Raw genomic sequence first — 15,014 nt, forward strand, 5'->3', positions numbered from 1 at the left:
GGGGGGGGGGGGTCCCCGCGCCGGGTTGGGGCCCCCCGGGGTGGGCGGCGGGCGGGGGGGGGGCCGCCCCCCCGCCCCCCGGCCGGGCCCCCCCCCCCCCCGGGGGGGGGGGCGGCCCCCGCCGGGCGGGGCCGGATCCGGAAAACCGGAGGAAATTCGGTATAACACTTTCCGAGAACGGCATTATCAGGCAACCTGGGTACTGCCGTGAACCACGCGCGACACCGTCACGACAGTTAGGGAAGCCGATGAAGTCCAAGGGTGCATTGATCTGGGATTACGCGCAGCCGTGGTCGGTCGAGGAGATCGAGATCGGCGATCCCCAGCAGGGTGAGGTGAAGGTCCGCGTCGAAACGGCCGGACTGTGCCAGTTCGACCAGCGCCTCGCCAGCGGCGATGTCCCCACCGCGGAGTTCCCGATCCTCGGCGGGCACGAAGGCGCCGGTGTGATCATCGAGGTGGGCGCGGGCGTGGACCAGTTCGCGGTGGGCGACCACGTGGTCTTCTCCTTCATCCCGGCGTGCGGTATGTGCCAATCCTGCCTATCCGGGCACCACAACCTATGCGACCGCGGCCAGGACCTACTCACCCGCGGCGCGGTCTCCGACGGGACTTTCCGCATCCGCGCCCGCGGCCGCGATGTGCACCCCACCTCCCTGATCGGGGCGTTCGCCCCTTACGCGGTGGTGCACAAGAGTTCGGTGGTCAAGATCGACCCCAGCATCCCGTTCGATATCGCCTGCCTCGCCAGCTGCAGTGTCACGACGGGATACGGTGCCGTGGTCAACACGGCCACTGTCCGGCCGGGCGAGGATGTCGCGGTGATCGGTGCCGGCGCGGTCGGCACGGCCGCGGTCCAGGCGGCGGTGATCTCCGGCGCCCGGCGCATCTTCGCGGTGGACCCGGTCGAAACCAAATGCACCCAGGCCGCGAAATTCGGCGCCACCCACACCTATTCCGATATCGATACCGCGATCGGCGCCATCGAGGAGGTCACCGGCGGCCAGATGTGCCGGACGGTGATCGTTGCCGTCGGCCGGTGCGACGGCAACGACCTGGCCAAATGGATGCGTATCACCGCCAAGGCCGGCAGCTGCGTTCTCGCGGCGACCGGCGACGCCGCGGAGACGAATCCGCGGATGAACCTGTCCGCTCTGACGTTCCAGCAGAAGAGCCTGTGCGGCACGCTGTTCGGCGGCGGAAATCCGCAGTTGCTCATCCCGGAGGTCCTCGCCCTGTACAAACTGGGTGACCTCGGCCTCGGCGATATGATCACGCGCGAATACTCCCTCGACCAGATCAACGAGGGGGTCGCCGATATGCTCGAGGGCCGTAATATCCGCGGGATCATCCGCTTCACCGACGCCGACCGCTGAGCCGCGGCCGGGCCGGGTCAGAACACGACCCGGCTCACCGCCTCCGCGATCAGGGCCGGTTTGGCACCACCCTCGATCTCCACGGTGTGCTGCACCACCAGCTGCAGCGCACCGCCGGCCACCTCGCTCGCGTCGGCCAGCACCGCGGTCGAGCGGACCTTTGCGCCCACCGGCACCGGACTCGGGAATCGGACCTTGTTGGAGCCGTAGTTGATGCCCAGCTTCGCATTCTCGAAGCCGAAGATCTGCGAGCCGAGCAGCGGCAGCAGCGACAGGGTCAGATAGCCGTGCGCGATCGGGCCACCGAACGGACTCTCCCGTTTCGCCCGCTCCGGGTCGACGTGGATCCACTGATGGTCGCCCGTGGCCTCGGCGAACTGGTCGACCATCTGCTGGGTGACCTCGACCCAGTCGCTCGTGCCCAGGGTTTCCCCCACTGCGCCGAGGACCTGATCCTTGCCGGTGAATGTGCGCACAGTTGTCTCCTTCGATCCCGTGCCGCGTGCTGTCGCGACATCGCAACTCACCTATAGGTATTCCGCACTTCGCCGCCGAGATCAACCCCCAAATGAGACATTTTTTATTTTAGTCGCAAACTATCTCCCTGCCCCCTCCGGCGTCACCGACACCACCCTGCGCGATCGTCACCGCACTCGACCCGGGCGCTGCGCACCGCGCCGCCCCACCGCCCGCTCCGGCGGCTCGGGTCCGGCGCGGTCTGCGACGCGGGCCGCAGACCACGCCGCACAGGGATGAGCGTTTGCCCAAATCCTTAGCCGATCGAAAGAACAACCCGTACGACCGTTATGCTGCGCCTGGTCGCGGGCACACGAACGGGCCGATCTGCACGGAGCTGCCGCTCGAGCGACCCAGGCAACGATGCCGGACGCTCGCCGCGCCATACCCAACCTCGTACCCCAGGAGACCGCCACCTTGACCGTGCTCACCCTCGGACTCGTCACGGTCGCCGGTTTCTTCGCCGGGCTCGTCGGCTACGTCACCGGCATCGCCTCGTTGATCTCCTATCCGGCACTGCTGGCCGCCGGTTTGTCCCCGGTATCGGCCAATGTGACGAATACGGTCGCGATGGTCGCCGTCGGCGCGGGCTCCACCGCCAAGGCCGGCGCGGCCGTCGCCGATAATTCCCGGGCACTGATCCTGCATGCGGCCTGCGCGGCACTCGGCGGGTCGGCCGGCGCGGCCCTGCTGCTGACGACGCCCCCAGAAGTTTTCGATGCGATCGTCCCGTTCCTCATCGCCCTCGCGGCCGGGTGCCTGCTACTCCAGCCCACCCTCCGCACTCTCGCAGGCAGCCGGACATTTCCCCGGCTGTACCCCTTGGCCACCGCGATCGTGGCGCTCTACGGCGGATACTTCGGGGCGGGCGCCGGGGTGATGTTCCTGGCGTTGATCATGGTCTGCACCTCCGAGACGATCTGGCGGGCCAGCGTCCTGAAAAGCGTGCTGACCGGGATCGCCAACCTGGTCGCCGCGATCGGTTTCGCGCTCTTCGGTCCGGTCCACTGGGCCGCCGCGGCCGCTATGGGCGTCGGCGCTTTCGCCGGGGGCTGGATCGGGCCGTCGGTCGTCGCGCGGATACCGCCCGCGGTCATGCGAATCGGCGTCGCGCTCTGCGGCCTGGGGTTGTCAGGTTATCTGGCGATCACCTGACCGCAGCGCCCGCACCGCACTCCGGCACCACCGTGAGCGCCCCCCCCCCCCCGCGGCGCGGAACACCCGACCGGTGTTCTCGGATCACCGCACCTCGGCGGCTCATCGAATGCTGAACGCGTCGACGCCGACGCCGTGGCTGCAGTGCGCGACGGACCCGGTTCCTGCCCGGTCGGCCGGGCCGCCGGAGATCACGCCGGTCCGAGGAACAGTCGGAGGCGGCCGATTTCCGCGTCCAGGGCCGCGCCGAATGCCTTGCCCCGCGGGGCACCGTCCACGAATCCGACCTCGACGTCGTGGCCCGCGCCCGCGCAGGTAGCCCAGCCGATCATCCGGTCCCGCCACAGCATCGGCATCGCATAGTAGCCGCGCACCCGTTTCGCGACGGGAGTGTAGGCCTCGAACCGATAGTCCCAGCCCCAGATCCGGCCGAAACGCTTCCGGTCCCACACCAGTGGATCGAACGGCGCCAGGAAACGCACCCGGGCCGGTGGTTCCCGGTCGGCGGGGTCCAGGCCGGCCGGCCACAGGTACCGGACACCGTCGACGGTGCGGGTCTCGAGTTCACCGCCGGCGACGAGTTCCCGGACGGTCGCCGAGCCGGTAGCGCCGCCGATCGGGCGTACCACCCGGTTGATCGTCGCGGCGAGGGTCGATTCCGTCGCGGGCGCGAGCGTGCGCGCGATTCGCAGCGCGAGGGCGCGGGCGCGGACGGCGGGATCCAGGGGTGATTCCGCGGGAGCCGGCGCCGCCTCGTATCGCCGGATACCGGACACGCGGTCCGCGACCCGCAGCAGACCGTAGCGATGCATTTCCTCGAGCAGCACCGTCGTCGCGGACGAGGTACCACCCCAAGCGTTGACCACGCCGCGGTGACCGAAGTGGGACTGCAGCTCGCGCGGGTGCACTACCCCGCGTTCCCGGACGAACTCCAGTACTTCCGCCGAACGGGCGTCGTGCGGGTAGGTGCCGGCGGTGCCGCGTGGATGACGGCGCGGGTGCAGGAGAGAACGCAGCCGAGGAACGGTGTACCCGTAGGCGTACAGGATGTCCTCGTCGATCCCGAGTTCCCGGTAGCGACGGTCGAGATCCCCGGCCCGGTAACCGCGGACCCGCTGGCGCAGGATCAGATCCTGGGCGCGGGCCGGGGCGCGAATGGGGTCGGCCTGGACGAATTCCATCTCGGCCAGCGCCTCGGCGAGCGAACCCGGCCTGCGGGGTAGCGACCAGGACACCGCGTGCGAACGCAACCATGCCAGGGACATGCCGCGAGAGTAGTGGCGGCCTACGACATCCCGTTACCGGTGCCGTCTTTCACCGCTTCGGCCGCACCGGTGATGTTGCGCGTCATCCCGCCGAAGATCACCGCGTGAAACGGTGCGATCGACTTCCAGTACAGATGTCCCGCCAGCCCGCGGGGTTCGAAAACGGCGCGCTGCCGATAGACGGCACCGGTGTCCGCGGTCCGCACGGACAGTTCGAGCCAGGCGCGACCGGGCAGCCGCATCTCCGCGCGCAGCCTGAGCAGCGAGGGCCGTTCGATCCGTTCCACCCGCCACCAATCGAGCGCTTCCCCTTCGTGCAGCCGGTGCGGGTCCCGGCGGCCCCGGCGCAGGCCGGCTCCCCCGGCGAGCCGGTCCAGCCAGCCGCGCAGCGACCACGCCAGCGGGAACGAGTACCAGCCGTGTTCGCCGCCGATCGCCTCGATCACCGCCCACAGCGCGGCCGGATCGGCGGAAGTCCGGCGTTCACGCACATCCTGGTAGAGCGAGCCCCCCGACCAGTCCGGATCCGTGGGCAGCGGCTCCGAGGGCTCCGGGCCCCACGGGCCCGCGTCGGACCAGCGGGTCGGCACATCGCGGTCCCGGATCCTGGTCAGCGCCAGTTCGACCGCGCAATGGTAGTCCGTCGGGCCCGGATCGGGATCCGGGATATGGCGCGCGATGTCGTGCTCACCGCAGACGACGTCGTGCACCAGCGATTCCATCAGCGGGACCGCGATCGCTTTCGGTACCGGCGTCACCAAGTTCACCCACTGCGCCGACAACCACGGTGTCAGCACCGGCACCGGGACGATCAGCCGCCGCGGCAACCCGGCCACCTCGGCATACCCGCGCATCATCTGCTCGTAGGTGAGCACATCGGGCCCGCCGATGTCGAAGGCACCGTCCACGGTGGCGGGCAGGTCCGCGGCCCGGGTCAGGTAGTGCAGCACGTCACGGACGGCAATCGGCTGGATGCGGGAACGAACCCAGCGCGGGGTCACCATCACCGGCAGCCGCTCGGTGAGGTAGCGCAGCATTTCGAAACTGGCCGAACCGGAGCCGATCACGACGGCGGCGCGCAACACCAGGACGGGAACCGCGCTGTCGCGCAGGATACGGCCCACCTCGGCGCGCGAGGACAGATGCCGGGACAGCTGTTGTCCCGCCGGAGCGATGCCCCCCAGGTATACGATCCGGCGCACCCCCGCCGATTCCGCCGCGCGCGCCACGATGGTGGCGGCCCGCCGGTCGATCTCGTCGAAATCGGGACGTGTCAGGGAGTGCACCAGGTAGTACAGGACCTCTTGATCGGCCAGTGCCGCGCCGACGTCGCTCGCGACGGTCACGTCGCCCCGCACGACCTCCACACTGTCACGCCACGGTGTATCCGCCAGTTTGCCCGGCGACCTCGCGAATACCCGCACCGTATGACCCGCCCTCAGCAGTTCGGGCACCAGGCGCCCACCGAGGTAGCCCGTGGCCCCGAACACCACACAACGCATCGGATGGTCTCCTCGTCTCGGCACCGCGCTGCCCGTGCACCGGCCGTGCCGGCGTTCGCCCTCGCACAGGCAGGCTAACGCCGAATCGGCCCACCACTCGGCCGCACGCGCCGAAGCGAACCGTCCTCTCTCGGGGCTCGGAGCCGGCAGCGAACCGGGCCGGGGCGTTTGCACTCGCGAACGCCGGGTAGCGCCCCCTGTATGTCCCCCTCCGTGCTGTCGCCCCGCCTGATCACCGCACCTGTCTCCGCTGTCACGGGGGTGATGCGCGCCGGGGCGCACCGCGCGGTCGATACGGGGGTCCAGGTCGCCGGGAAACCGTTGCGGACCGCGGAGAAAGTGGCCGATACCGTGACCTCGGGAATCGCGCCGCTGCTCCCGGACCGGAACAGCAGCCTGCGCGACGATCTGGTGGCACTGCTCGATCCGCGGGACCGTCGCGCTCAGCGGCGGATCGCCGTCTCCGAGGATATGGCGACGATCGAGGTCCACGGTCTGGACGACGGCCACCGCCGGGCGGTGACGCAGGGCCTGGACCAGCGCTTGGAAAAGTTGCGCGAGGTGGAGTGGTGGCGGGTCAACGCGGTCACCGGGCGCATCGTCACCGCCCTGTCCACCGGGGCCGATCTGGACCGGCTGCTGGCGGTGATCGAGGAGGTCGAGCAGGAATCGGAGGTCGCGGACGAAGGCTGGAGCCGAGCCGCGGAGTTCCCCGCCGACCGGGAACCGGTGCTCGCGGCCGCCATCGAGGTGGCCGGCGATATCTGCGCCATCGCCATCTCCGCCGCCGGGACCGTGCCGCCGCTGCGCAGCCTGATGCACGGGGTGCGCGCCGTCGCGGCGTTCACCGACGCCCAGCCGCGCCTGCGCGGACATCTGGAAGACCGGCTCGGCAGCACGCGCACCGACCTGGTCCTGGCCGTCGCGAACGCCGCGGGCGCGGCCCTGGGTGAGGGCGCGGCCGGCGGGGTCACCAATCTGCTCGCCGATACCGTCCAGCGCGGGTTCGCCCTCACCGAAGCGGTCGCCCGGCACGCGCAATGGCGGGAGTGGCAGGCCGATATCGTCGACGCCGAACATTTCCGGGTCGACAAGCCGTTGCCGCGCCACACCCGGCCCACCGATCTGCCCCGCGGCCCGGTGGAACGGGTCGCGGACGAGACGGCGGCCGCTTCGCTGGCCGGAGCTGCCGCACTCGCCGGGGTGGGCCGGACCGGCGACGTGCCGGATGCGCTGTTGCTGGGCGCGCCCAAAGCGGCCCGGGCCGGGCGTGAGGTCTTCGCCGCCACCGTGGCCACCACATCGGCCGCCGCGGGGGTCCTGACCCTGCATCCGGCGGCGTGGCGGCGTTTCGACCGACTGACCGCCCTGGTCGTCGATGCGGAAGCGCTGGCCACCCGCCATAGGGTCGTCCTCGAAGCCGAAACCACCGACAAGAATTGGTCCGCCGCCCGGGTGTGGAGCACCGCACAGCGACTGCTCTGGGAAACGGACGACCACAGCAGCGGACCCGGCGGCGAACAACCGTCCCGCCTCGTGCACCCCCAATCCGGAACTCCCGACCGCGGCGACACCACGACCCGTCCGGTGCAGCGCGAACTGCGCGACGGTGACCGGACCGTCGGCCGTGTCCTGGTCGGCCGCGAACTCGACCCGCGGGCACACGGCGTGCTCGACACCGCCCGGCGCGCCGGCCTGCGGGTGGTGCTCGCCGGGCACCGTGACGCCGCCGAACTCCGCGGGCTCGCCGACGAGTTCGTCTCCGCTCGCGGTTCGCTCAGCGCGCACGTGGAGCGATTACAGCGCGACGGCCATGTGGTCGCGGTGCTCAGCATGCGCGCACACAAGGCACTCGATCACGCCGATGTGGCCCTCGGGATCGTCGGCTGCGAAGGTGACGGTATCCATGTGCCGTGGTCGGCGGATCTGCTGTGCCGGGATCTGGGGCAGGTGCAGCGCACGCTGGCCGCGGTCGGGCCCGCGCGGGAGGTCAGCGAACGCGGCCGCACCCTGGCGCTGTCGGCGTGCAGCCTCACCGGACTGCTCCTGGCCGCCGTACCGGCCGCCCGCTCCCGGACCGCGCCCATGATCGCCGCGAACTTCGCGGGCCTGCTCAACGGAGCGCTGACCGGTGTTCGTACCGGCCGGGGACTGTCCACCGCCGTGCCGGCGCCGCTGCTGCCGTGGCATGCCCTGGAACCGGACGAGGTGCTGTCCCGCCTGCCGGCACCGCCGGACCCGGATGACCGAAATATCGACGACTCCGCCGACCGCAGCCGGCTGGCGACCGCCACGGCACCCCTGCGCGGCTATCTCGGGCATATGCGCCGGGAGCTGGCCGATCCGCTGACCCCGGTCCTCGGGGTGGGCGCGGCGGCCACCGCAATCCTCGGTTCGCCGTCCGACGCCGTATTACTGTCCTCGGTCCTCACGGTCAACGCGATGATCTCCGCCCGCCAGCGGCAGGCCGCGGAGAACGAACTGCACGAACTCATCGAAGGCGAGCGGCTGACCGGGCAGGTGATCGACCGGGCGGATATCGGCGCCGACGAGCCGCCCGCCACGGCGCTGCCGGCCGACCGCCTGCAGGTCGGCGATGTGGTGATCGTCCGGGCCGGTGAGGTGGTTCCCGCCGACGCCCGATTGCTGCGCGCCGACGATCTGGAAATGGACGAGTCCGGGCTCACCGGCGAATCGGTGACGGTGCCCAAGAGTATCGAGGCCACTCCCGGCGTCTCCCTCGGCGACCGCGCCTGTCTCGTTTTCGAGGGCACCACCGTGGTCAGCGGATCGGCCGTGGCGGTGATCATCGCGGTCGGCGCGGATACGCAGGCAGGCCGGGCGACCGCGGGGGCCGTGCCACCCGACAAGGGCGGTGTGCAGGCACAGCTGCGCTCGCTCACCGATCGCGCGCTACCGGTGACACTGACCGGGGGCGGTATCGTCGCCGCCCTGGGCGGTCTCCGGGGCCGCACCCTGCGCGCCGCGATCGCCGACGGGGTAGGTGTGGCGGTGGCCGCGGTGCCGGAGGGGCTACCCCTGGTGGCCACGGTGGCGCAACTCGCGGCGGCGCGGCGGCTCTCCCGCTACGGTGTCCTCGTCCGGGCGAATCGTGCGGTGGAGGCGCTCGGCCGGGTGGACGAATTGTGTTTCGACAAAACCGGCACGCTCACGGAAGGCAAACTGCGGCTGACCGCGCTCGCGGATCTCGACGAGCAGTGGGAGCCCGGCACCGATTCCGCCGATGCCCGGCGATTGCTGCGCGCGGCCGCCCGCGCCTGCCCGGAACCCGACGAGGGCCCGGTGCTGCACGCCACGGACCGGGCCGTACTCGATGCCGCCGCGGACGCCCTGGGCTCCGATGCCCACCGCTGGGATCCCCTCGACGAGATTCCGTTCGAATCCAACCGCGGATACGCCGCGGCCTTCGGGCAGACCGAACACAAACTGCGGTTGCTCGTCAAAGGCGCACCCGAAGTCGTCCTGCCCCGCTGCACCAAGGTCCGCACGGGCACGAAACCCGATCCGGCGCTGTCGGACACACTGCGCGACCGCGCCGGCGAACGGGTCCACGATCTGGCGGAGCAGGGCCTGCGCGTGCTCGTGGTGGCCCGCCGCGACCTCCCGGAACACCCGGACGATATGGAAGACGCGGTCGAGGAGCTCACCCTGCTCGGATTCCTGGGAATCGCCGATACGCCACGACCGCAGACTCCCGACCTCGTCCGCGCACTGCAGGACAACGGGGTCGGCGTCCGGATGATCACGGGCGATCACCCGGTGACGGCGGCAGCGGTCGCCCGTCAGCTCGGCATCACCGTGGACACGGTCACCACCGGCGCCGATCTCGACGATCTGGACGACAGCGAGCAGACCGACCTGATCGAACGCAGTACCGTCTTCGCCCGGGTCGACCCCGAGCAAAAGGTACGGATCATCGCCGCCCTGCGCCGCCGCGGGCACGTGGTGGGAATGACCGGCGACGGCAGCAACGATGCCGCCGCGATCCGCACCGCCGATATCGGGATCGGTATCGCGGCGCACGGTTCGGCGGCCGCGCGCAACGCCGCCGACCTGGTGCTCACCGAACCGGATCCGCGGGCGCTGCTGCACGCGCTGGTCGAGGGCCGCAGTATGTGGCAGCGGGTCGCCGACGCGGTGGCGGTGCTGGTCGGCGGCAACGCGGGCGAAATTGCGTTCACACTGTTCGGGACTGCTGTCGGCGGCCGCGCTCCCCTCGGCACCCGCCAGTTCCTGCTGGTCAATCTGCTGACCGATATGTTCCCCGCGCTCGCACTGGCGCTGGCCGGTGATCAGGAACAACCGGAACCGCAGGACAGCGCGCAATGGATGGAGCAGCGGGCCCGGCAGCTCGCCACGATCCCACCGGCCGACCTCGGTACCGAACTCCTCCGCACCATCGCCGTCCGCGGTGTCGCCACGGCGACCGGCGCGGCGGCCGCCTGGGCCATCGGCCGGTATACGGGCACCCAGCGACGGGCCGACACCATCGGGCTGGTCGCGTTGATCGGCACCCAGCTCGGCCAGACCCTCGTCGCCGGCTACCGCAGCCCGCTCGTCTGGGTCACCACGGCCGCCAGTGGCGCCGTACTCGGGGTCGTCGTGATGACGCCCGGGCTGGGCGCATATTTCGGCTGCACGCCGCTGGGGCCGGTCGCCTGGACGATCGCGACGGCCGCCGCGGCGGGTGCCACGGCAGGCTCGACCCTGTTGCCCCGGCTCCTACCGGCCGTGGAACCGGCCGATTCGGATACGGCGACGCTCTCCGCGGATACGGCGCCCGCCCTGCCCGAATCCGCGAACGCCGGACCGGCGAATGACGCGGACTCTGCCTGACGCGGGTCGCCACCGTGCACAACTCGAGGGATCCGGGTGACCCACCCGGATCCCTCGGCCGCCCGCTCAGCGACGATCGTCGTCGCGGTCGATGCCTTCGGTTTCGATGCGTTCCTTGCGGCCCGCGCCGGAGACGGTCTCCTTGTGCACCGTGGTCCGTTCCTCGTGCAGCGTGACCTCTTGCGCCTCGTCCCCGAGATCCGCGTCCACCGCGGTGGGATCGGTGACGAGTTCGCGTTCGATATGCACTTCCTCATGACTGGTGGGCACGGCCATACCGCCGGCGACCGCACCACCCGCGGCCGCTGTCCCGGCGGTGGCCGTCGTACCGGGGTCGGTCTGCTCGGCATGCCGTCCATACGCCTCCGCGCCGGGTCCCGGGTCGAGCCCGTAGTGGACGAACAGTTCGTCCTCGGATTCCCGGCTGATAAGGCCGTCGTGTTCCAGATGCGGGGCAGCTTTCACCGCGTCCTTGTGGACGCGGACCTGCAGTTCGCCGGTATCTTGATACAGCTGAGCGCCCGCCAGGGGCACGAGCGAATCGTCACGGAAGAACCCGGTGCTCACCGATGCCCAGGTCGGTGCGCCGGAGGCATTGTCTACATAGACCCGCTTCACTTTGCCGATCTTGTCGCCGCCCACGTCGTAGACGGCATCTCCGATCAGATCTTCTACGTGCTGAGCCATGGCTCCTCCTCGTTTCGTCCGATACGTGGTCGGCGAGCCGAGTGGCGTTATCCGGACCGGCCGCCGGACCGGCCGGACATCCCGTGCGGATGCCGGTCGGCCACATCCGGCAACTACCCGGCACACCCAGGGGCAAACACCCGGGCTGCGGAATTCTCGACCGCCGCCAGCACGTTCCAGCAGGTACGCCCCCTCGGCGGGTCAGGCCTTTGTTCACCGATACCGGCCGAAGGGTTGGCGGAGCCCGCCACCGGCGCCGTCCCGCATTCCGCTCACACACCAGCAGAACCGGGCGCATCATTCGACAGCACGCAATCGATCGGCAATCGGTGCCGGCCGGCCATATCCGCGATATCTGCCTCGGTCCGAGGTGATGCGCGAGTCCGGCAGACAACGCTCGCGGACACCGGGCCCCGTTTCCGGCGCCGGGACGCCCGGGGATCACGGGACGGCCGGCGCCGGACGGTCAACGGACCGGCGACCTGCCACTATGTGGGGCCGGCGGGCATACTCGACGGGTGAGTTCCCCGACTGTCTCCAAGCCCGCCATCCTGAGCGTCGACGACGATCCCGGAGTGTCGCGGGCGGTCGTCCGCGACCTGCGCCGGCGCTACGGCGCCGACTATCGCATCCTGCGCGCCGAATCCGGTCCGCAGGCGCTGGAGGCGCTGCGGGAGTTGAAGCTGCGCGGACAGCCCGTCGCGGTGCTCATCGCGGATTTCCGGATGCCCGGTATGGACGGCATCGAATTCCTCGAGCAGGCCATGGATCTGCACCCCCATGCCCGACGGGTCCTGCTCACCGCCTACGCGGATACGAACGCCGCGATCGATGCGATCAATGTCGTGGACCTCGATCACTATCTGCTCAAACCCTGGGACCCGCCGGAGGAGAAGCTCTACCCCGTCCTGGATACCCTCCTCGACGCATGGCGCAGCAGCGATCATCGTCCCGTCCACGGAACGAAGGTGGTCGGCAGCCGATGGTCGCCCCGGTCCTCCCAGGTCAGGGAGTTCCTGGCACGGAACCAACTCCCCTACCGCTGGTTCCTCGCCGACGAACCCGAGGGTGCGCGACTACTGGAGGCGGCCGGAGCCGATCCGCGCCGGTGCCCGGTGGTGATCACCGAGAACGGCCGGGCGCTCGTGCAGCCCAGCGACGGTGAGCTCGCGGAGAGCGTCGGATTGAGCACCGAACCGTCCGGCGATTTCTACGACCTCATCGTCGTGGGCGGCGGGCCGGCCGGACTCGGCGCCGCCGTGTACGGCGCCTCCGAAGGGTTGCGGACGCTTTTGGTCGAGCGCACCGCCACCGGGGGCCAGGCGGGGCAGAGTTCACGGATCGAGAACTATCTCGGTTTCCCGGACGGCCTGTCCGGGGCCCAGCTGGCCGACCGGGCGCGCCGCCAGGCCGCCAAGTTCGGCGCCGAGGTGGTCACCACCCGGGAGGTGATCGGGCTGGAGGTGAACGGTTCCGCCCGCACCGTGCGCTTCGCCGACGGCGGCACCCTGTCGGGGCATACGGTCATCATCGCCACCGGTGTCGACTACCGCCGCCATACCGCGTCCGGCGTGGACGACTACACCGGCCGCGGCGTCTACTACGGCTCGGCGATGACGGAAGCCGCCGAATGCGCCGGTCATGACGTCTATATCGTCGGCGGGGCGAATTCGGCGGGTCAGGCGGCGATGTTCCTGTCCCGCAACGCGCGCACGGTCCATCTCGTAGTCCGTGCGGACTCGCTGGAGAAATCCATGTCCTATTACCTGATCCAGCAGATAGCCCAGGTTCCGAACATTCAGGTGCACACCGGCACCGAGGTCGTCGCGGTGGACGGCGACGACCATCTGCACACCGTCGTCCTGCGCGACAACAGCACCGGCACCGAGGAGAAGGTTCCCGCCGAGCGGCTCTTCCTCTTCATCGGGGCGGCCCCGCAGACCGAATGGCTCGACGGGGTGGTGCACCGCGATACCGCCGGTTACGTCCTGGCCGGCCCCGATCTGCTGGTGGACGGCGACCGGCCGCCGGGCTGGGAACTGTCCCGGCCGCCCCATCATCTGGAGACCAGCGTGCCGGGTGTCTTCGTCGCCGGCGATGTCCACGCCGAATCCGCCAAACGGGTCGCGTCGGCGGTCGGCGAGGGCGCCATGGCGGTCATGCTCGTACACCGGTACCTGGCATAGGAGGGCGAGAGATGAGTATCTGCGACCCGGCCGAACTGCGGACGCTGTTCCTGTTCGAGAAGCTCGACGACGAGCAGCTGGCGTGGCTGTGCGCCGACGGCCGCATCGAACATCTCGAACCCGGGCCCGTCTACCGCGAAGGCGATCCGGCGACGTGTTTCTACGTGCTGATGGACGGCGAAGTGCGCCTCACCAAACTCTCGGCGGGCCGGGAGATCGAAATGGTGCACACCGACCACCGCGGATCGTATGCCGGTGCCTGGTCGGCGTATCTCGGCGAGCGGGCCGAAACCCATTACGCCTCGTCGCTGTACGTCACCAGGCCGGCGCGGTTCTTCGTCCTCGACGCACAGATCTTCGCCCGGATGATGCACGAGTGGTTCCCGATGGCCGTGCATCTGCTGGAGGGTGCGTTCTTCGGTAATCGCAACACCAATGCCCGGATCGCCCAGCGGGAACGGCTGCTCGCACTCGGCTCGCTGTCGGCGGGGCTGACCCACGAACTCAACAATCCGGCGGCGGCCGCGGTCCGGGCGACCTCCGGTCTCCGCGACCGGGTAGCCGGGATGCGGCACAAGCTGGCGATGATGGCCCAGGGCAAATTCGATACCGCGGTCCTGGAGACGCTGGTGCGGTTACAGGAGGAGGCGGCGGCCCAGGTCGCCAAGGCACCGGAGCTGTCCCCGCTCGAGGCTGCGGACCGGGAGGATGTGCTCGGCGACTGGCTCGACGACCACGGCATCCGGGACGGCTGGGATATCGCGCCGAATTTCGTGCAGGCCGGGTTCGATACCGATTGGCTGGAGCGGGTGTCGGCCACCCTCGACGGCTGCCCGCCCCAGGTGCTCGAGGGCGCGTTCCGGTGGCTGAACTACACCATAGAAACCGAACTGCTGATGAACGAGATCGCGGATTCGACCACCCGGATCTCCACACTGGTGGACGCGGCCAAACAGTATTCGCAGATGGACCGGGCGCCGTTCCAGGTGGTGGATCTGCACGAATTGCTCGACAGCACACTGGTGATGCTCAGTCGCAAGATCGGCGATACCGTCGACGTGGTCAAGGATTACGACCGCACGCTGCCCGCGGTGCCCTGCTACGCCGCCGAACTCAACCAGGTGTGGACCAACCTGATCGACAACGCGGTGTACGCGATGGGCAGCCGGGGGACGCTGACGGTGCGCACCCGGCACGACAACGATTGCGCCGTGGTCGATATCGCCGATTCCGGTCCGGGTATCCCGGCGGACGTGCAGAATCGCATCTTCGAACCGTTCTTCACCACGAAACCGGTCGGCGAGGGCACGGGACTCGGTCTCGATATCTCGTTCCGGATCGTGGTGCACAAGCACGGTGGCGATATCCGGGTCGAATCGCGCCCGGGCGAAACATGTTTCACCGTATGGCTACCGCTCACCCGGCCCGATACCGAGGAGACCCTCGTCAGCGAAGACGCCGAGGGCTGAC

9 protein-coding genes are annotated in these 15,014 nt (G+C 69.9%); 5 read left to right on the forward strand and 4 right to left on the reverse strand.

The features are described 5' to 3' along the window. Positions 1 to 248 precede the first annotated feature (248 nt). The gene (locus ACIA75_RS21885; RefSeq protein ID WP_397106801.1) at positions 249 to 1,376 is read left to right on the forward strand and encodes an NDMA-dependent alcohol dehydrogenase; all 1,128 of its coding nucleotides are present in this window, start codon (positions 249 to 251) and stop codon (positions 1,374 to 1,376) included. A 17-nt stretch (positions 1,377 to 1,393) separates the two neighbouring features. Here ACIA75_RS21885 and ACIA75_RS21890 read toward each other — a convergent pair whose 3' ends face one another. Then, positions 1,394 to 1,852 carry a MaoC family dehydratase gene (locus ACIA75_RS21890; RefSeq protein WP_397106804.1) on the reverse strand — a complete coding sequence of 153 codons (459 nt, stop codon included), beginning with the start codon at positions 1,850 to 1,852 and terminating at the stop codon, positions 1,394 to 1,396. 457 nt (positions 1,853 to 2,309) lie between these two features. Here ACIA75_RS21890 and ACIA75_RS21895 point away from each other — a divergent pair, with 457 nt between their 5' ends. Next, positions 2,310 to 3,047 carry a TSUP family transporter gene (locus tag ACIA75_RS21895; protein ID WP_397107968.1) on the forward strand — a complete coding sequence of 246 codons (738 nt, stop codon included), beginning with the start codon at positions 2,310 to 2,312 and terminating at the stop codon, positions 3,045 to 3,047. A gap of 191 nt (positions 3,048 to 3,238) precedes the next feature. On the opposite strand, the gene ACIA75_RS21900 is transcribed toward ACIA75_RS21895, so the two are convergent. Next, the gene (locus ACIA75_RS21900; RefSeq protein WP_397106806.1) at positions 3,239 to 4,312 is read right to left on the reverse strand and encodes a DNA glycosylase AlkZ-like family protein; all 1,074 of its coding nucleotides are present in this window, start codon (positions 4,310 to 4,312) and stop codon (positions 3,239 to 3,241) included. A gap of 20 nt (positions 4,313 to 4,332) precedes the next feature. Further along, complete coding sequence (locus tag ACIA75_RS21905; protein WP_397106808.1) at positions 4,333 to 5,814, reverse strand: SDR family oxidoreductase; 1,482 nt, start codon at positions 5,812 to 5,814, stop codon at positions 4,333 to 4,335. Between the two features lie 201 nt (positions 5,815 to 6,015). Here ACIA75_RS21905 and ACIA75_RS21910 point away from each other — a divergent pair, with 201 nt between their 5' ends. Then, complete coding sequence (locus ACIA75_RS21910) at positions 6,016 to 10,671, forward strand: cation-translocating P-type ATPase (RefSeq protein ID WP_397106810.1); 4,656 nt, start codon at positions 6,016 to 6,018, stop codon at positions 10,669 to 10,671. A gap of 66 nt (positions 10,672 to 10,737) precedes the next feature. Here ACIA75_RS21910 and ACIA75_RS21915 read toward each other — a convergent pair whose 3' ends face one another. Further along, positions 10,738 to 11,358, reverse strand: coding sequence for a PRC-barrel domain-containing protein (locus tag ACIA75_RS21915; RefSeq protein ID WP_397106813.1), 621 nt, complete (start codon positions 11,356 to 11,358; stop codon positions 10,738 to 10,740). Positions 11,359 to 11,876: 518 nt separating this feature from the next. On the opposite strand from ACIA75_RS21915, the gene ACIA75_RS21920 reads away from it, so the two are divergent. Together ACIA75_RS21920 and ACIA75_RS21925 are read left to right on the forward strand one after the other, a co-directional pair. Then, entirely contained in the window at positions 11,877 to 13,544 is a 1,668-nt protein-coding gene (locus ACIA75_RS21920; RefSeq protein ID WP_397106815.1) for an FAD-dependent oxidoreductase, read from the forward strand. An 11-nt stretch (positions 13,545 to 13,555) separates the two neighbouring features. Next, positions 13,556 to 15,013 carry an ATP-binding protein gene (locus tag ACIA75_RS21925; protein ID WP_397106817.1) on the forward strand — a complete coding sequence of 486 codons (1,458 nt, stop codon included), beginning with the start codon at positions 13,556 to 13,558 and terminating at the stop codon, positions 15,011 to 15,013. The last annotated feature ends 1 nt before the right edge of the window (position 15,014 follow it).

The organism is Nocardia sp. NPDC051750, from assembly GCF_044453135.1.
Taxonomy (GTDB): Bacteria; Actinomycetota; Actinomycetes; order Mycobacteriales; family Mycobacteriaceae; genus Nocardia.